The sequence below is a fragment of the Actinomyces gaoshouyii genome (genome assembly GCF_002076915.1).
GTDB classification, from domain to species: Bacteria; Actinomycetota; Actinomycetes; order Actinomycetales; family Actinomycetaceae; genus Actinomyces; species Actinomyces gaoshouyii.
Map to the genome: position 1 here is coordinate 992810 of NZ_CP020468.1, position 18338 is coordinate 1011147.

Sequence of the window (18338 nt, forward strand, 5' to 3'; positions counted from 1 at the left end):
TCATGCGGCTAGGGTGCGGCTAGGCTGGCCCCAGTGGCGACGCGGCGTCCGCCCCGCCGGCCCTGAACCGCGGGGGCGGAGCCCGCTCCAACGGCCCCGCCCACACGATCCCCAGGAGGACCACGGATGACCGCACGGCACGAGCGGATCCTGCCCGTCGTCATCGGCGGCGACATCGGCGTCTATGCCATCGCCCGCCAACTGCACGAGGCCACCGGCCAGCGGGTCACCGTCCTGGCCAACGCGCCCATCGACGCCATCCGCCGCTCCACCTACATCGACATCGAGCCCTTGCCTGCCCACGCCGCCCGGGACGAGATCCGCGACGCCCTGAACGGCCTGGCCGCCGGGCGCGAGCCCCGCAGCGCCGTCGTCATGGCCAACACCGACGCCATGGCGACCATCCTCGCCTCCCTGCGGAGCGACCTCGAGCCGGTCTACGCCGTGCCCTTCCCGGACGTGGACGTCATCGACCGCGTCTCCGACAAGGGCGCTTTCGGCCGTATCTGCGACGGGGCCGGCGTGCGCAGCCCCCGGCAGGTCGTCGTCGACTTCTCGGGCGCCGACGACCCCGATTGGGCCGCCCCCGCCATCGACATCCCCTTCCCGCTCGTGGCCAAGGCGGCCGTGGGCGCCGCTTACGACGCCGTCGAGTTCCCCGGCAAGCGCAAGATCTGGTTCGTGGACAGCGCCGCCGAGCTCGACTCCCTGTGGGCCGGCCTGCGCGAGGCCGGATTCCGCTCCACCTTCGTCGTCCAGGAGCTCATCGCGGGGGACAACACCGCCATGCGCTCCATCACGGCCTACGTCGGCTCCGACGGCGCCGTGAGGCTCATCGGCTCGGCCCGCGTCCTCCTGGAGGACCACGCCCCCACGATGATCGGCAACCCCGTCGCCATGATCACCGAGGCCTTCCCCGAGCTGTGGGCCGGCGCGGAGCGCATCCTCACCGCGGCCGGGTACCGCGGCTTCGCCAACTTCGATGTCAAGATCGACCCCGCCACCGGCGAGCCCGTCTTCTTCGAGATCAACCCGCGCATCGGCCGCAACTCCTTCTACATGACGGCCGCCGGCGCCAATCCCATGGTCCCCATGCTCGCCGACCTCATCGATGGCGAGCCCCTGCCCCGCAAGGAGGTCACCACGGAGATCCTCTACTCCCTGGTGCCCACGCGGCTCCTGCTGCGCTACATCCGCGACGACGCCCTGGCCGCCCGCATCCGCTCGCTCGCCCCAGGCACCGACCCCCTGCGCGACCCCGCGGACCGCTCCCTGGTGCGCGCCGCGCTCGTCGAGGCCCAGCGCCTCAACCACTACCGCAAGTTCAAGCGCTACTACCCCAAGCCCACCGACCTGTCCTACTGACGCGCGCTGCCCGGCATCCCGCCCAGCGGTCGCCGAGCGCCGCGGACCCCACCCGGATCCCTGATAACCCCGCGCGAGGAGCATGATGATGACCAGTAACGATCACTTCGCCACCGGGCGCCCTGAGACCCTCAGGAGGGTCGATGGGCGCGAGATGCGCCTGGCCATCGGCAACACGCCGGTGGGAATCGAGCAGACCGATGCCTGGGAGCGCTATGAGGCCTCCCAGGGCCACGACCTGTGGGGCCGCTACCTCTATGTCGGTGAGGACTCCAAGCCGGTGGCCGCCATCGCCATCTACACCGACACCATCGGCGGCCGCCCCTTCCTGTGGGCCAAGCACGGCCCCACCTGGCTCAAGGAGCAGTCCCCCGAGCGCGAGGCCCATCTGCGCGAGCTGCTGCGCGCCGAGATCCGCCGCCGCGACCGCGCGATCCCCTTCCTGCGCATGCACGCCCGCTACAACGCCCCGGACCTCCGTGAGCTGCTCAACACCATCACCTACGACCGCACCTTCGTCATCGACCTCACGCCGCGCACGCCCGACGCCATCGCCGCCGCTATGCCCAAGGACGGGCGCCGCGCCGTCAGGCGCGCTCAGCGCGTGGCCGAGGAGGCCGGCTGCACCATCAGCGACGAGACGGGCCTGGATCGCGGCGAGTTCGCCGCCGTCTACGAGGTCCTCGCCGAGACCGCCCGCCGTGACGGCTTCCGCCCCCACCCCGCCGATGTCTACTGGTCCATGCTCACCTCGCTCGGCCCCGAGCACGCCCGCCTCTTCGTGCTGCGCCGCGACGGCGTCCCGCACTGCTGGGACCTCATCACCACCTCCGGCAAGGACGCGACCGCCTACTACGGGGCTTCCTCCACCGAGTCCCGCGGCTTCCGCGGCGCCGAGGCCCTCGACTGGTGGGCCGCGCGGACCCTGGCCGAGGAGGGCTACCGCGGCCTGGACCTCATGGGCGCCGACTCGCCCCGCGTGCCCGAGCTCTACCAGGTCGGCATGTACAAGAAGCGCTACGCCAAGCACCCCACCGAGGTGGACGGCGCCTGGGACGTGCCCGTCAACCAGGCTATGCACGCCGCGCTGCGCGCCGCCAAGACCGGCAAGGGGGCCTACAGGGTCCTGCGCGATCGCCTCGGGCGGCATTGAGGGGCGCCGAGTGGTGCTGAGGGCGGGGCCAACCGGGCCGCACTGAGCAGCGCTGAACGGTGCTCAGCGGTGCTCAGCGGCACTGGTTACTCTGAGTAGACTGCACCGCGTGCGCCGATGGCGCGCCCCGCTCTCACCCGACCCTAGGAGACCGCAGTGCCCTCCCAGATCCCGCAGACCATCGACGTGACCATCGACGGCGCCACCCGCGTCATCGGGGCGGGAACGACGGGCACCGAGTTCTTCTCCGAGGAGGTCCGCCGCGGCGTCGTCGCCATGCGCGTGGATGGCGAGCCCTGGGACCTCGGGCGCGAGATCCCCGCGGGCGCCGCCGTCGAGCCCATCCCCCTGGACTCCGAGGACGGCCTGGCCATCCTGCGCCATAGCGCCACCCACGTCATGGCCCAGGCCGTCCAGGAGATCTTCCCCGACGTCAACCTCGGCATCGGCCCCTTCATCACCGACGGCTTCTACTACGACTTCGGGGGGATCGACGCCGTCACTCCCGAGCTCCTCAAGGAGATCGAGAAGCGCATGAAGCGCATCGTCAAGGAGGGGCAGCGCTTCGTGCGCCGCGATATCTCCGAGGACCAGGGCCGCGCCGAGCTCGCCGACCAGCCCTACAAGCTCGAGCTCATCACCACCAAGGGGGCCGGCGCGGAGTCGGCCTCCGTCGAGGTCGGCGCGGGCGGCCTGACCATGTACGACAACGTCCGCCGTGACGGCACCGTCGCCTGGACGGACCTGTGCCGAGGCCCTCATCTTCCCACCACCAAGCTGATCGGCAACGGCTTCGCCCTGACCAAGTCCTCCTCCGCCTACTGGAAGGGCGATCAGTCCGGTGATTCCCTCCAGCGCATCTACGGCACCGCCTGGGCCTCCAAGGAGGATCTGACCGCCTACCAGGAGCGCATCAAGGAGGCCGAGCGGCGCGACCACCGCAAGCTCGGCGCTGAGCTCGACCTCTTCTCCTTCCCCGAGGAGATCGGCCCCGGCCTCGTCGTCTTCCACCCCAAGGGTGCGATGCTGCGCCACGAGATCGAGAGCCATGTCATCGAGCGCCACCGCCAGTACGGCTTCGATTTCGTCCACACCCCCGAGATCTCCAAGAGCGGGCTCTTCCACACCTCAGGCCACCTGCCCTACTACGCGGGCACCATGTTCCCGCCCATGCTCGCCGACGAGGAGCGCGATGAGGCGGGCACCATCACCAAGGCGGGCCAGGAGTACTACCTCAAGGCCATGAACTGCCCTATGCACAACCTCATCTTCCGCTCCCGCGGACGCTCCTACCGCGAGCTCCCGCTGCGCTTCTTCGAGATGGGGCACGACTACCGCTATGAGAAGTCCGGCGTCGTTCACGGTCTGACCCGCATGCGCGGTTTCACTCAGGACGACTCCCACACCTACTGCACCGCCGAGCAGGCGGCCGAGGAGATCAAGGCGCAGATCGCCTTCTTCATCTCCATCCTCGAGGACTTCGGCCTGACCGACTTCCACCTCGAGCTGTCCACCCGCGACGAGGACGGTGCCAAGAAGGACAAGTTCATCGGCTCCGATGAAGACTGGGCCACCGCGACTGAGGCCCTGGCCGCGGCCTGCGAGGCCTCCGGGCTCGAGGTCGTCCCCGACCCCGGCGGCGCCGCCTTCTACGGCCCGAAGGTCTCCGTGCAGGTCAAGGACGCCATCGGCCGCACCTGGCAGATGTCCACCGTCCAGTACGATTTCAATCAGCCCGAGCGCTTCGACCTGGAGTACACCGCCGCCGACGGCGCCCACCAGCGCCCCATCATGCTGCACTCGGCCAAGCTCGGCAGCGTCGAGCGCTTCATCGGCGTGCTCACCGAGCACTACGCCGGCGCCTTCCCCGCCTGGCTGTCCCCAGTCCAGGCGCGCCTCATCCCCGTGGCCGAGGCCTTCGATGAGTATGTCGACGGCGTGGCCGCGACGCTGCGCGCCGCCGGAGTGCGCGTCGAGGTCGATCATTCCAACGACCGCTTCGGCAAGAAGATCCGCAACGCCGCCAAGGACAAGATCCCCTTCACGCTCATCGCGGGAGGCGAGGATGCCGAGGCGGGCGCCGTCTCCTTCCGCTTCCGCGGCGGCGACCAGGTCAACGGCGTGCCCGTGGACGAGGCCGTAGCCCATATCCGCCGCGTCATCGCCGAGCGCCTCAATGACCCCGCTGATGAGAGGCTCATCGTCCATGAGTGACGACGTCGCCCCGATGGCGCCCGTCGGGCGCGCCTCGGTCGAGGCGCCGCCCTATCACGAGGGAGCGCCGGAGTCCTTCCAGCGGCTGTGGACGCCGCACCGCATGGTGTACATCGGCGGGGCTGACAAGCCCAAGGACTCCACGCCCGGCCAGTGCCCCTTCTGCGCCGCCCCCGGGCGGGACGACGAGGACGCACTCATTGTCCACCGCGGCGAGCGCGCCTACGTCATCATGAACCTCTACCCCTACAACACGGGGCACCTCCTCATCTGCCCCTACCGGCACATCTCGGAGTTGACCGAGGCCTCCGACGCCGAGCGCCTGGAGATCATCCACCTCTGCGCCCGCTCCATGGAGGTCCTGCGCGCCGTGTGCCGCCCGCACGGGTTCAACCTCGGCATGAACGCCGGGGAGACCGGGGGAGCGGGCATCGCCGCGCACCTGCACCAGCACGTCGTGCCCCGCTGGACCGGCGACGCGAACTTCATGCCGATCATCGGGCGCACCAAGCCCGTCCCACAGCTCCTGGGGGACCAGCGCGACATGATCGCCGGTGCCTGGGACTCGGCGCCCGCCACGCCCCGCGAGCCCTGATCGGCGCGCGGCGCCGGCGATCCCATACCCGACTGACACGAGACACGAGGCAACCCATGCTCGGAAACCACGGCAGAGGCCTGACCAAGGCCCTGTTCACCAAGCCGGCCCTGCTCCTGGCCAGGGCCGGGATCACCCCCAACATGCTCACCGTGGCGGGGACCATCGCCTCCATCACCGCGGCCGTCCTCACCATCCCCCAGGGCCGCTTCATCCTCGGCCCCATCCTGCTGACCTGCCTACTCGTGGCCGACTCCTTCGATGGCATCCTCGCCCGCGCCACGGGTGCCTCCTCCGCCTTCGGGGCCTTCCTCGACTCCACCATGGACCGCCTCGCCGACGGCGCCGTCTTCGGCTCGCTCGCCATGTGGGCCGCCACGCACCTGGACCCCGGGCCCTTGAGGACGTGGACGATCTCCCTGGCGCTGGCGGCGCTCGTGCTCGGCGCGGCCGTTCCCTACGCCCGCGCCCGGGCCGAGTCCGTGGGCGCGAAGGCCTCCGTGGGCATCGCCGAGCGCACTGACCGCCTCGTCGCCATCGGCCTGGCCGTGCTCGCCGTGGGCCTGGGCGCCCCCCAGTGGGCCATCACCGCGGGGCTCGGGATCGTCGCCACCGCCTCCCTCATCACCGTCATCCAGAGGGTCCTCACCGTTCGGACCCAGCTCGCCGGAGTGCCCGCGGGCGGCAGGACGGGAGCCGCCGAGTGAGGCGGCCCCGCGCCGAGGACGCCTACCGCATCGCCTGGCGGGGTGCCGGGCGCCTGCCCACCGGCCTTGGCTACGCCCTCGCCCACGCTGCCGGCGACGCGCTGTGGGTACGCCAACGCGTGCTGCCCTCCCGAGGCGGGGTGGGCCAGCTCGAGCGCAACCTGGCCAGGATCATGCCCGCCGGCACCCCGCGGCGCCAGATCCGCGCGCTGTCCCGCGCCGGGATGCGCTCCTACATGCGCTACTTCTATGAGGCCTTCGCCCTGCCCGGCGTCGGCCGGGAGCGCATCCGCGCCCGTGTCCGGGCCGACCTTCCCCCCACGCTGCGCGAGGACCTCCAGCGCGGCAGCGTCGTCCTGGCCCTCGCCCACATGGGCAACTGGGACCTGGCCGGAGCCTGGGCCTCGTCCGAGCTCGCCAGCGTGCTCACCGTCGCCGAGCGCCTGGAGCCCGCCGATCTCTTCGACCAGTTCGTCAGTTTCCGCTCCTCTCTCGGCATGCGCGTCATCGGGCAGGGCCGCGGCGAGAGGGTCTTCGAGCCGCTTGCCGCCGCTGCCGGAGAGCAACGCCACCTCATCGCTCTCTTGGCCGACAGAGACCTGTCGTCGGCGGGCATCGAGGCGGACCTCCTCGATCACACGATCCGCGTGGCCGCCGGGCCCGCAGCCCTGGCGCACCGCCTCGGAGCACCCCTGTACGCGACCGCCATCCACTACGAGCGCCTCAGCGGCGAGCGCCGTCGCCGCGCCGGGGCCCGCTGGGGGATCGTCCTCACCCTCGTCAAGGTGCCCGCCCCTCGGGGCCGGGAGGGACTGCGGAGCGACGGCGATGCCCGCGCGCTCATCACCACCTGGACGAGGGCGTGGGTGGCGGCGCTGGCCCCCGCCCTCGCCGCCCATCCCGAGGACTGGCATATGCTCCAACCCGTCTACGACGCCGATCTGGACCACGAGCGGCTGGCCAGGCGCCACGCCCGGGAGCAGGAGGAACCCGCATGAGGATCGGACTCGTCTGCCCCTACTCCATGGACGCCCACGGAGGGGTCCAGATCCATGTCATGGACCTGGCCACCGAGCTCATCAGCCGCGGATACGACGTCGGCGCGCTGGCGCCCGCCTCGGAGGACGTCGAACTGCCCGACTGGATGACCTCCGCCGGGGATTCTGTCGCCATCCCCTACAACGGATCCGTGGCCCGCCTCAGCTTCGGGGCGCGCGTGGCCCGCCGGGTGCGGCGCTGGCTGGCCGACGGCCAGTACGACCTGCTCCACATCCACGAGCCGATCACCCCGAGCATCGGGATGCTCGCCCTCCAGTCGGCCACGTGCCCGGTTGTGGGCACCTTCCACGCGGCCATGGACCGCTCGCTGGCCCGGGGCCTGCTCTCCCCGATGGCCATCCCCCTCATGGAGCGCATCACCGCGCGCATCGCCGTGTCCGAGGAGGCCCGGCGCACCCTCATCCAGTACCACGGCGGGGACGCCGTCGTCATCCCCAACGGCGTCAACGTCGCCCCCTTCGCCCGCGCGCCCAAGGACGACCCGCGCTTCGCCGGCGCTCCCGGGGCCCCGACCATCTCCTTCCTCGGAAGGCTCGATGAGCCCCGCAAGGGGCTGGCCGTGCTCGCCGGCGCCATCCCCACCGTCCTCGATGCCGTCCCGGGCGCGCGCTTCCTCATCGCCGGTCGCGGTCAGGCCGAGGACCAGCGGCGCGAGCTCGCCCGGTTCGGGGGCGCCGTGACCTTCCTCGGCGGGGTGAGCGACGAGGACAAGGCCGCCATGCTCGCCTCGACGACCTGCTACGTCGCCCCGCAGACCGGCGGGGAGTCCTTCGGCATCGTGCTCGTCGAGGCCATGGCCGCCGGTACCCGGGTCGTCGCCTCCGATCTCACAGCCTTCTCCGACGTCCTCCAGGGCGGTCGGCTCGGCTCACTGTTCGCCAACGGAGACAGCGCCGACCTCGCCCGGGCCATCATCGAGACCCTCACCCGGGCGGAGGCCGCGGAGGCCCGCCGCCGCGCCGCCACCGAGGTCGTCGGCCGCTACGACTGGGCGCGGGTGACCGACGCCGTCCTCGACGTCTACGACATGGCGCTGTCCACCGCCCACACACGCGTCACCGTCGCCCCGGGACAGCGCACCGCACTCGGGCGCCTGCGGGATGCCCTCGACGACTGAGAGAGGACCCCTATGAATGGGCTCGACTCGATCCTTCTGGCGATGATCGTCACTCTTCTCCTCCTGCTGGTCCTCGGCTGGAGGCTCTACGCGATCGCCGTGAGGGTCGACCGCCTCCACCGGCAGGTCCTCGGCGCGCGCGCCACCCTCGAGAAGCACCTGGCCTACCGGGCGCAGGCCGCGGTCGACCTCGCCTCGACAGGGCTGCTCGACGCCGCTTCGGCGATGCTCCTCCAGCGCGCCGCCCACGAGGCCCTCGACTGCGAGACTCCGATCGTCCCCGACGGCCTCGACCCCCTCGACACCGCGGGCAGGAGGGCGGCCCCCGCCGGGCCCTCCCGCAGCAGCGCGGGGCGCTCCCGGGCCGGAGTCGAATCCGATCTCTCCCGGGTCATCCGCACCGCCGTCGATGGCGAGGCCAGGGCCGAGCTGCGCGCCACCGAGATGGGCCTGGACGCCGTCGGCCGCCTTGAGCGGGCCAGCGCGCGCGTCGTCCTCGCCCGCCGCTTCCACAACACGCATGTCGCCGAGGCCCGCAGGCTCCGATCCACCCCCGTTGTGCGCCTGCTGCGCCTGGCCGGGCGCGCCCCGATGCCCAGTGCTTTCGACATCGATGACGACGCCGAGCCATCCTCTGATCAGGAGGCATCATGACCGCACCCGGAAGCTCGGGATGGGCGCCGCGCGCAGACTACCGGCGCTCGGCCTGGGCCCCCCGCCCCGCCCGTCACGAGGACATCTTCGCCTCCTCCGCCCCCGACTGGGATGATCCCGTCGCCATGCGCCCCGCGCGCCGGCGCCGCGTCATCGTCGGACTGCTTGTGGCGGCCGGCGTCATCGGCACGGGAATCATGTTCTACGTGCTGGCCTCCAGCGCCTCCAGCGGCTCCAGCCTCGTCCAGATGACCCTCCTGGCGCTCGTCCCCCTGACCATCGTGCTGACCACCGTGTGGTGGATCGATCGCTGGGAGCCCGAGCCGCTCGGAATGCTCCTGCTGGCATTCCTGTGGGGAGTGGGCGTGTCCACGGCGGTCTCCTTGATCGCCAACACGAGCGCCACCGTGCTCCTGGCCGGCGTCACCGACGACTTCCAGTACGTCAGCGCCGTCGTTATCGCGCCCCTCGTGGAGGAGAGTACCAAGGGACTGGGCGTGCTTTTCATCTTCCTGCTCTCGCGGCGCTCCTTCAACGGGGCCGTCGACGGCATCGTCTACGCGGCCGTGGTGGCCGCCGGATTCGCCTTCTCCGAGAACATCCTCTACTTCCTGCAGAACCAGGACGACCTTGCCCGCACCTTCGTGCTCCGCGGCATCATGTCGCCCTTCGCGCACATCATGTTCACCTCCTGCGCCGGTGTGGCGATCGGCGCCTCCGCCCGGATGCGCTCGCGCCTGGCCTGGCTGTGGACCACCCCGATGGGCCTGGCCGGGGCGATCTGCCTCCACGCCTTCTGGAACGGCGCGCTGTCGGGCAACCTCATGCTCTACTTCATCGTCGAGGTCCCCCTGTTCGTCGCCGCCATCGCCCTCGTCCTGGCCCTGCGCTGGCGCGAGCGGCTACGGATACGCGCGAGGCTGCGCGAGTACGGGCAGTCCGGCTGGTACCACGAGGCCGAGATCATCATGCTCACCACCTCCGCCGGGCGCAGGGCCGCCCGCCGGTGGGCCAGGAGGCGCGGCCCGGAGGCTAAGCGCGCCATGCGCGACTTCCAGGCCGCCTCCGTCCAACTGGCCAATCTCCGCCAGGGCGCCATGGAGGGCCACGCGGTGAACGACTTCGCCGCCTCCGAGAAGACTCTGCTCGCCCGCGTCATGGGCTCGCGCGCCGCCTACATGGGGAAGCGCTGACATGGCTGACATTGCCGCCGAGGAGGAACTCGTATGACCCCGTGCCGGAGCGCACCGGGCCTCGCCCCCGATGGGCGCGACCCCGCCCGCGTGCCCGCCGACTGGCGAGAATTGCTCGACGCCGAGGAGTGGCGCCTCGGTCCCGAGGGACTGCCGTCGCGGCGCGCCGCCCGCGTCATCGCCCTGCGAGAGGACCCCGAGCCGGGGATCCTCCTCGTCCTGGGCCACGACTTCGCCGACGCCGCCCACGCGTGGGCCTTCACCCCCGGCGGCGGCATCGCTGACGGCGAGGGGCTCCGCGAGGCGGCGCTGCGCGAGCTGCGGGAGGAGACCGGCATCTCCCTGGCGGCCGACCGGCTTATCGGACCCGTCGTCGAGCGATCCAGTGACTTCGTCTTCAACCTCGTCACCTGCCGCCAGGACGAGGTGATGTACCTCGCCCGCCTGGAGCCGGCCGACACCGCCGCCCTCGAGGGCCAGTGCGGCGAGCTCGATCGCGCCGGGTGGACGGACCTGGAGCGCGACGTCCTGGACTCGCTGCGCTGGTGGGGCCTGGATGAGCTCGACGACGCCATCGCCGCGGGCATGACCGTCTACCCCGAGGCCCTGCCCGTCCTGGCCCGCGAGCTCATGGCCGGATGGGACGGCGCCGTCCGCGCCATCCACGAGAGGTCCTGAGGCGCGCGGGCGCGGGCGGTGGGCCCCGGCGCGCTAGGATATGCGCGGTTCGCCGCGCCCACTCGCGGCACGTCAGAGACATTGATCCTGCACGCCGAGCCAGTCCGCTACTGCCGAGGAGAACACATGTCGGGTCACTCCAAGTGGGCCACCACCAAGCACAAGAAGGCCGCCATCGACGCCAAGCGTGGCAAGCTGTTCGCGCGCCTCATCAAGAACATCGAGGTCGCCGCCCGCACCGGAGGAGGCGACCCCGCCGGCAACCCCACCCTCTTCGATGCCATCCAGAAGGCCAAGAAGAACTCCGTCCCCGCCGACAACATCACCCGAGCCGTCAAGCGCGGCAGCGGCGAGGAGGCCGGCGGCGCCGACTGGCAGACCATCATGTACGAGGGCTACGGACCCGCCGGCGTCGCCTTCCTCGTCGAGTGCCTCACCGACAACCGCAACCGCGCCGCCTCCGACGTGCGTGTCGCCTTCACCCGCACCGGCGGGTCGCTGGCCGATCCCGGCTCGGTGGCCTACAACTTCACCCGCAAGGGCGTCGTTGAGATCGCCAAGGCCGACGGCATCGACGAGGACACGATCCTCATGGCCGTGCTCGACGCCGGGGCGGAGGAGGTCGTCGAGGGCGCTGAGTCCTTCGAGGTCGTCTCCGAGCCGCAGAACCTCATCGCCGTGCGCAACGCGGTCACCGAGGCCGGCATGGACTACGACTCCGCGGAGTCCCAGTTCGTTGCCGGCACGAGGATCGAGGTCGACGCCGACGGCGCCCGCAAGGTCCTGCGCCTTGTCGACGCCCTGGAGGACCTCGACGACGTCCAGAACGTCTACACCTCCGTGGACATCTCCGCCGAGGTCGCTGCCGAGCTCGAGGCGGCCGAGGACTGAGCGCCACGGCGGGCCCCGCCCGGGGCACGAGAGCGCGCACCTCCAGCCGCGCCGTCGTCGCCCAGCAGCGCGTCCTGGGCATCGATCCCGGGCTCACGCGCTGCGGGCTCGGCTGCGTGGACATCGATCCGAGACGCCGCGTCCGACTCGTCGAGGTCGGCGTCGTGCGCACCCCGCCCTCTCAGAGCCCCGAGTTGCGGATCCTGGCCATCGCCGACGCCCTCGACGACTGGATCGCCCGCCTGGGGCCCAGCGCGCTGAGTGTCGAGAGAGTCTTCGCCCGGGACAACCTGCGCTCCGTCATCGGCGTCGCCCAGGTCATGGGCATTGTCATGCTCGCCGGCGCCCGCGCCGGAGTCGAGGTCGCCCAGCACACGCCGAGCGAGGCCAAGGCGGCCGTCACTGGATCGGGAGTGGCCGGCAAGGCCCAGGTTCAGGCCATGGTCGCCCGCATCCTCGGTCTGGCCGAGCCCCCCAGGCCCGCCGATGCCGCCGACGCGCTCGCCCAGGCCATCTGCCATGGTTGGCGCGGCGGGGGCACCGGGGCGGACGGCGCCACCGAGATGGTCTCCGCCGGAGGAGCCGTGCGCGCCAGCGCCCGGACCCCCGCCCAGCGCCGGTGGGCGGCAGCCCAGGCGGCGGCCCGTCGCACCGGCGCCGTCGACCCGCGCCACGCCGGATGAGTGCGCGGGGCCCGCGTCGCGCACCCCTGCTACTATCCGAACAATTGTTCGAAGGGAGTTCCCGCCTATGATCTCCTCGCTGCGCGGCACCGTCACCGCTGTCACGCTGACCTCGGCGGTGATCGAGATCGGGGGAGTGGGCATGACCGTTCTCGCCACCCCCACCACGCTGTCCTCACTGCGCGTGGGCGCCGAGGCCCTCCTGCACACCGAGCTCATCGTGCGCGAGGACTCCCTGACCCTCTACGGCTTCGCCGACGCCGATGAGCGCGACTGCTTCCGCGTCCTGCTCGGGGCCAAGGGCGTGGGCGCCAAGCTCGCCCTGGCGATGCTCGCCGTCCACACGCCCGATGCCCTGCGTCGCGCCATCGCCGCTGAGGACGTCGCCGCCCTCAAGCGCGTCCCCGGCCTGGGGCCCAAGGGCGCGCAGAGGATCATCATCGACGTCGGCGACAAGCTCGGCCCCCCGCTCGGCCAGGATCCTTCCGCGAGCCGTGGCGCGCCCGGGGCCGCCGACGGCGCTGCCGAGGACGGCGAGCCCCACCCCGACGTCGTCGCCGCGCTCATCCAGCTCGGCTGGAACGAGGCGAGCGCCCGCGATGCCGTCCTCGCCGTCGAGCCCGGCCTGACCGCCCCCGGCCAGACCCCGGCCGTCCCCGAAATCCTGCGCGCGGCCCTGAAGTGGTTGGGCGGTGGCCGCCGTGGCTGAGGACATGCCGGGCCGCTTCATGGGCGGCGAGGCCGATGAGACCGAGCGCGCCGCCGAAGCCGCCCTGCGCCCCAAGCGCCTGGAGGACTTCACCGGCCAGGAGGTCGTGCGCGACCAGCTCTCCGTGGTCCTGCGCGCGGCCCTCGCCCGCGGCGCGGCTCCGGACCACGTCCTGCTCTCCGGCCCGCCCGGCCTGGGCAAGACCACGCTCGCCATGATCATCGCCGCCGAGGTCGGAGGGGCGCTGCGGCTCACCTCCGGGCCCGCCATCCAGCACGCGGGGGACCTCGCGGCGATCCTGTCCTCCCTGGAGGAGGGCGATGTCCTCTTCATCGACGAGATCCACCGCCTGGCCCGCACCGCCGAGGAGATGCTCTACCTGGCGATGGAGGATTACCGGGTGGATGTCGTCGTCGGCAAGGGCCCGGGCGCCACCTCCATCCCCCTGGCCCTGCCGCCGTTCACCGTCGTCGGCGCCACCACCCGGGCGGGCCTCCTGCCCGCCCCCCTGCGCGACCGCTTCGGATTCACCGGCCACCTCGACTACTACGCCCCGGAGGAGCTCGCCCGCATCCTCAACCGCTCCGCCGGCCTGCTCGGCGTGGGTCTGGAGCCCGAGGCCGCTTCCGAGCTCGCCAGTCGGTCGCGGGGCACGCCGCGCATCGCCAACCGGCTCCTGCGGCGCGTCCAGGACTGGGCTCAGGTCCACGGAACCCCCGGGCTTCTCGATCTTCAGGCCGCCCGTGCCGCGCTGGAGGTCTTCGAGGTCGACGCCCTGGGCCTGGACCGCCTCGATCGGCAGGTGCTGGAGGCCCTGTGCTCCCGATTCGGCGGCGGCCCGGTGGGCCTGACGACGCTCGCGGTCAGCGTGGGGGAGGAGCCGGAGACGGTGGAGACCGTGGCCGAGCCTTACCTCGTGCGCGAGGGCCTCGTGGTGCGCACGCCTCGGGGCCGCGCCGCGACCCCCGCCGCCTATGCGCATCTCGGCCTGGAGCCCCCCGCCGAGGGCACCCTGTTCGCCTGAGCGTCGTGCCGCCTCCGGCCGTGCCCTGCCGGGCGGTCGGCCCGGGCGGAAGGACACAGTCGGGCCACGGCGCGGTCACGCGCGCGTCTCGGCCTCTGCTGCCCCGCCACAACGGGGCGCGTGTCACAGCCCAGTCCGGGTTTCGGCCTCCCCGTCGCCCCCGGCGGTGACCTAGACTCGGTGCGGTTTGCCCCACGTCGGGGCGTCGTCGCCGCAGGAGCTGCGGATCACTCTCGGAACTGGAGTCCCTATGTCCATCATGATCATGCTCGCCGCGTTCCTCATCATTATGTGGCTGTTCAGCGGCTTCGCCCGCCGCCAGCAGCAGAAGATGCTCGCCGAGCAGGACCGGCGCCGCGAGGAGGCCCTCGTGGCGGGCACCTGGGTGCGCACCACCGGCGGCTTCTACGGCCAGGTTGTCGATGTCGACGGCGACGTTGTCGTGCTCGCCACTCAGCTGGGCGACGAATCCCTGTGGAACAAGAAGTCCATCGTCTGCGCCGAGGAGCCTCCCTTCGCCTCCACGGACGAGGGCAGTGACGCCGATGGCGCCGCCGATGCCGGTGACGCCGTCGACGCCCCCGCCCCCGAGACCGCCGAGTCCTGAGCCCGTCACCGCCTGGCCCCCACCCACTCCCCAGGACCCGCCGGGCGATCTCCCTCACCCCACGCATCCCGCTGCCCCAGGGCGGCGACCTGATGAAAGGGACCCCGTGCCCACCAAGAAGACCAAGCGCCCCGGAACCAGGATCCTCCTCCTGCTGATCATCCTCGCCGTCGGCTTCGGCGCCCTCGCCTTCGGCTCAGCGACCAAACGCACCGCCATGACACCGGGCCTCGCCCTCGACCTCGAGGGCGGCACCCAGCTCATCCTCACCCCGACGACGACCGACGGTTCGGAGATCTCCGACGAGGACGTCAACCAGGCGATCGAGGTCATCCGCCAGCGCGTCGACGCCTCCGGCGTGGCCGAGGCGCAGATCTCCCGCCAGGGCGGGCAGAACATCGTCGTAGCGCTGCCCGGCACTCCGAGCGAGGCGACCCTTGACCTCGTGCGCAAGGCGGCGGTCCTCTACTTCCGACCCGTCATTCGCATCATCCAGGGCAACGCCATGCAGATCGCCGAGCAGCAGAACAAGCTGGCGGCCCAGCGGAATCAGGCCGCCTCGGCGGCGCCGACAGACGCGGCCGCTCCGAGCGCCGCCCCGTCCGCTTCGCCCACCATCCCGATGACGACGCCCGAGCAGGTGGCCACCCGGGCCGCCGACGTCAACGGCGACGGTGTCATCAGCGAGGATCCGCTGCCGGCCACCAGCAATGACAACTCCTCGGATGCGTGGATCACCGAGAAGATGATCTACGACGCCACCATGCGTGACTGCACCGCCCCGGAGAACCTCACCGGCGAGGCGCAGGATCCCGCCAAGGCCGTCATCTCCTGCGACAAGCGGGGCAGCGGCACCGCGTACATCCTCGGCCCCGCCGACATCGCCGGCACCGACATCGAGACCGCCGTCTCCGGCACCGAGACCACCGAGCAGGGGGGGACCACCAACAAATGGGGCGTGTCCGTCGAGTTCAACTCCACGGGCACGGAGAAGTTCGCCGCGGTCTCCGAGCGCCTCCTGGCCTACCGCAATGCCGCCCGGGCCGCGAAGCCCTCCGCAGGTGCCAACAGTGCGCCGACCAGCACCACCGATTCGCAGAAGGCCCAGTTCGCCATCGTCCTGGACGGTCTGACGATCATGTCCTCGGGCTTCCGCGACTCCGTCACCTCGCCGATCACCGATGGGCGCGTGCGCATCGACATCGGCCAGGGCGGGAAGGCCCGCGCCCAGGCCAACACGCTGGCCAATCAGCTCTCCTTCGGCGCCCTGCCCATCAACTTCACCGTCCAGTCAGAGCAGCAGATCTCGGCGACTCTGGGAACCGAGCAGCTGCGCAACGGCCTCATCGCCGGGCTCATCGGATTCCTCCTCATCATCATCTACCTCGCCTGGCAGTACCGGGGCCTCTCGCTCGTCGCCGTGGCCTCCCTCATCATCGCGGCGGCGGGCACCTACCTCGTCATCGCGCTGCTGAGCTGGTTCATCGGCTACCGCCTGTCGCTGGCCGGCGTGGCCGGACTCATCATCTCCATCGGCATCACGATGGACTCCTTCATCATCTACTTCGAGCGGGTCCGCGATGAGGTCCGCAACGGCCGCACCCTCATCGCCGCCGTCGATGAGGGCTGGAAGCACGCGCGCCGGACCATCGCCGTCTCCGACGCAGTCAACCTCGTCGCCTCGGCGGTCCTCTACGCCCTGGCGGTCGGCGGCGTGCAGGGCTTCGCCTTCACCCTCGGCGTGACCACCGTCGTCGACCTCGCCGTCATCTTCGCCTTCACCCATCCGCTCATGGTGTGGATCCTGCGCTTCCGCTTCTTCGGCGAGGGGCACCGGCTCTCCGGCCTCGACCCCGAGCACCTCGGCGCCCGCTCGCTCGCCGCCTACGGCAAGGGCCGCGACGCGCTCATCGAGGGCGCCGTCGGCTCCCTGGCCCGGCGCAAGGCCCTCGCCCGACGCGGTGAGCCCGACGACGGTACCGCGATCCAGGGGGACGACGCCGTCGACTCCCAGGCCCACGATGGGAAGGACGGTGAGTCGAAGTGAAGAACCTTGCCACCCTCGGAAACGAGCTCTACTCCGGCAAAACCTCGATCCCCTTCATCGCCAAGCGGCGCATCTGGTACACGGTCACCGCGATCATCGTCATCGCCTCGGCGGCGCTGCTCGGAACCGTGGGCCTCAACCCCGGCATCGACTTCAAGGGCGGCTCGGAGGTGACCATCACCGGTCTGGCCGCGCCCGCCGAGGGCCCGGCCAACACAGTCCTGTCCGACCAGGGCCGCTCCGCGGGCTCGACGGTCACCAAACTCGGCTCATCCTCGGTGCGCGTCCAGACCACCGCGCTGGACAAGGCTGACCTCGACGCCCTGTCCAGCGGCCTGGCCAGCGCCTACGGGGTCGACGCGGGCAGTGTCTCCTCGACGACCATCGGCCCGACCTGGTCCTCCGACGTCACGAACAAGGCCGCCCGGGGCCTCCTGCTGTTCTTCCTGCTCATCGGCGGCCTCATCTGGATCTACTTCCGCACGTGGAAGATGGCGGTCGCGGCCCTGCTCGCCCTGGCCCACGACATCATCATCACCATCGGCATCTACGCCCTGACGGGATTCGAGGTCACCCCCGCTACGATCATCGGCGTGCTCACGATCCTGGGGTACTCCCTCTACGACACGGTGGTCGTCTTCGACAAGATCCGCGAGAACACCGCCTCCTTCACCGCGCAGACCCGCTCCACCTACGCCGAGCTGGCCAACCTCGCGGTCAACCAGACCTTCATCCGCTCCGTCAACACCTCGATCGTCGGCGTGCTGCCCGTGGCCTCGCTGCTCTTCGTCGGCGCCTTCATCATGGGCGCCGGCACGCTGCGCGACATCGCCCTCACCCTCTTCATCGGCATGATCGCCGGCACACTCTCCTCGATCTTCCTGGCCACACCGCTCCTGGTCGACCTGCGTCGCCGTGAGAAGGGAGTGCGCGAGCAGGCCGAGCGCGTCGAGCAGGCCCGCAGGGCCCGCATCGACGCCGCCGGCGACGACGAGGACGCCGTCGAGGCGATCCTGGCGGCTCCCAAGGCCTCGCCCCTGACCCCCGGCCACCACCTCGGCCACGCCGCCCAGCCCAAGAGGAGGAAGAAGCGCCCATGAGCGTTCCCCCGCCCCTGCCCGCCGCGCTCACCCGGCTCGTGGCCGACAACCTCCGGGAGATCCCCGACTTCCCCGAGCCCGGAGTCCTCTTCCGGGACATCACGCCGCTGCTGGCCAACGGCCCGGCCTTCTCCGAGCTCATTGACGGCCTCGCCGAGCACTACCGGGGCCGGATCGACGCCGTCGCCGGCCTTGAGTCCCGGGGCTTCATTCTCGCCGCGCCGCTGGCAGTGAGGCTGGGCATCGGGATGCTCACCGTCCGCAAGGGCGGCAAGCTCCCCGGACCCGTCATCGGCGTCGACTACGCCCTGGAGTACGGCACGGCCCGCATGGAGCTGCGCCCCGAGACCGTGCGGGCGGGGGACAGGGTCCTCATCATCGACGACGTCCTGGCCACCGGCGGCACGGCCGCGGCCTCCATCGAGCTCGTGGAGCGCGCCGGGGGCAGTGTCGAGGCGATCTGCATGCTCTTGGAGCTCGCCGAGTTGGGCGGCAGGGCCCATCTGGGCGGGCGGGGCGTCGATGCCGTCGTCGTGTACTGA

At 71.4% G+C, this 18338-nt stretch carries 18 protein-coding genes; all 18 read left to right on the plus strand.

Translation table 11 applies throughout. The features are described 5' to 3' along the window. The first annotated feature begins 126 nt into the window (after positions 1 to 126). The 18 genes from B6G06_RS04060 to B6G06_RS04145 all read left to right on the plus strand — a co-directional run bounded on the left by B6G06_RS04060 (position 127) and on the right by B6G06_RS04145 (position 18338). Positions 127 to 1365, plus strand: coding sequence for a carboxylate--amine ligase (locus B6G06_RS04060; RefSeq protein WP_081171081.1), 1239 nt, complete (start codon positions 127 to 129; stop codon positions 1363 to 1365). An 88-nt stretch (positions 1366 to 1453) separates the two neighbouring features. Further along, positions 1454 to 2518, plus strand: coding sequence for a lipid II:glycine glycyltransferase FemX (locus tag B6G06_RS04065; RefSeq protein WP_080463422.1), 1065 nt, complete (start codon positions 1454 to 1456; stop codon positions 2516 to 2518). A gap of 156 nt (positions 2519 to 2674) precedes the next feature. Continuing rightward, positions 2675 to 4732: a threonine--tRNA ligase gene (gene thrS / locus B6G06_RS04070; protein ID WP_081171083.1), complete on the plus strand. Its 2058-nt coding sequence runs from the start codon at positions 2675 to 2677 to the stop codon at positions 4730 to 4732. Continuing rightward, positions 4725 to 5327 (plus strand): HIT family protein, encoded by a 603-nt coding sequence (locus tag B6G06_RS04075; RefSeq protein ID WP_081171085.1) that lies wholly within the window; start codon positions 4725 to 4727, stop codon positions 5325 to 5327. Before thrS ends, B6G06_RS04075 begins: the two co-directional genes overlap by 8 nt. 56 nt (positions 5328 to 5383) lie before the next feature. Further along, the gene (gene pgsA / locus B6G06_RS04080; protein ID WP_081171087.1) at positions 5384 to 6034 is read left to right on the plus strand and encodes a phosphatidylinositol phosphate synthase; all 651 of its coding nucleotides are present in this window, start codon (positions 5384 to 5386) and stop codon (positions 6032 to 6034) included. Then, positions 6031 to 7032: a phosphatidylinositol mannoside acyltransferase gene (locus B6G06_RS04085; RefSeq protein ID WP_080463426.1), complete on the plus strand. Its 1002-nt coding sequence runs from the start codon at positions 6031 to 6033 to the stop codon at positions 7030 to 7032. Before pgsA ends, B6G06_RS04085 begins: the two co-directional genes overlap by 4 nt. Then, complete coding sequence (locus B6G06_RS04090) at positions 7029 to 8210, plus strand: glycosyltransferase family 4 protein (protein WP_081171089.1); 1182 nt, start codon at positions 7029 to 7031, stop codon at positions 8208 to 8210. Before B6G06_RS04085 ends, B6G06_RS04090 begins: the two co-directional genes overlap by 4 nt. Before the next feature lie 12 nt (positions 8211 to 8222). Continuing rightward, positions 8223 to 8864, plus strand: coding sequence for a hypothetical protein (locus tag B6G06_RS04095; protein WP_081171091.1), 642 nt, complete (start codon positions 8223 to 8225; stop codon positions 8862 to 8864). Continuing rightward, positions 8861 to 10057 carry a PrsW family intramembrane metalloprotease gene (locus tag B6G06_RS04100; RefSeq protein ID WP_080463429.1) on the plus strand — a complete coding sequence of 399 codons (1197 nt, stop codon included), beginning with the start codon at positions 8861 to 8863 and terminating at the stop codon, positions 10055 to 10057. Before B6G06_RS04095 ends, B6G06_RS04100 begins: the two co-directional genes overlap by 4 nt. A 33-nt stretch (positions 10058 to 10090) precedes the next feature. Continuing rightward, positions 10091 to 10735, plus strand: coding sequence for an NUDIX hydrolase (locus B6G06_RS04105; RefSeq protein WP_080463430.1), 645 nt, complete (start codon positions 10091 to 10093; stop codon positions 10733 to 10735). A gap of 126 nt (positions 10736 to 10861) precedes the next feature. Next, on the plus strand, positions 10862 to 11626 hold the full coding sequence (locus B6G06_RS04110) for a YebC/PmpR family DNA-binding transcriptional regulator (RefSeq protein WP_080463431.1): 765 nt from the start codon (positions 10862 to 10864) through the stop codon (positions 11624 to 11626). 80 nt (positions 11627 to 11706) lie between these two features. Further along, the gene (locus B6G06_RS04115) at positions 11707 to 12309 is read left to right on the plus strand and encodes a crossover junction endodeoxyribonuclease RuvC (RefSeq protein ID WP_080463432.1); all 603 of its coding nucleotides are present in this window, start codon (positions 11707 to 11709) and stop codon (positions 12307 to 12309) included. 67 nt (positions 12310 to 12376) lie between these two features. After that, a complete protein-coding gene (gene ruvA, locus B6G06_RS04120; protein ID WP_081171093.1) occupies positions 12377 to 13018 on the plus strand; it encodes a Holliday junction branch migration protein RuvA in 642 nt (213 codons plus the stop codon). 4 nt (positions 13019 to 13022) lie between these two features. Next, positions 13023 to 14042 carry a Holliday junction branch migration DNA helicase RuvB gene (gene ruvB, locus B6G06_RS04125; protein WP_080463448.1) on the plus strand — a complete coding sequence of 340 codons (1020 nt, stop codon included), beginning with the start codon at positions 13023 to 13025 and terminating at the stop codon, positions 14040 to 14042. A gap of 250 nt (positions 14043 to 14292) precedes the next feature. Next, the gene (locus tag B6G06_RS04130; protein WP_081171095.1) at positions 14293 to 14649 is read left to right on the plus strand and encodes a preprotein translocase subunit YajC; all 357 of its coding nucleotides are present in this window, start codon (positions 14293 to 14295) and stop codon (positions 14647 to 14649) included. A 106-nt stretch (positions 14650 to 14755) separates the two neighbouring features. Then, positions 14756 to 16696, plus strand: a complete 1941-nt coding sequence (gene secD, locus B6G06_RS04135) for a protein translocase subunit SecD (RefSeq protein ID WP_081171097.1) — start codon at positions 14756 to 14758, stop codon at positions 16694 to 16696. Next, entirely contained in the window at positions 16693 to 17796 is a 1104-nt protein-coding gene (gene secF, locus B6G06_RS04140; protein WP_081171099.1) for a protein translocase subunit SecF, read from the plus strand. The genes secD and secF overlap by 4 nt, the downstream gene beginning before the upstream one ends. Then, positions 17793 to 18338: an adenine phosphoribosyltransferase gene (locus tag B6G06_RS04145; RefSeq protein WP_080463437.1), complete on the plus strand. Its 546-nt coding sequence runs from the start codon at positions 17793 to 17795 to the stop codon at positions 18336 to 18338. Before secF ends, B6G06_RS04145 begins: the two co-directional genes overlap by 4 nt.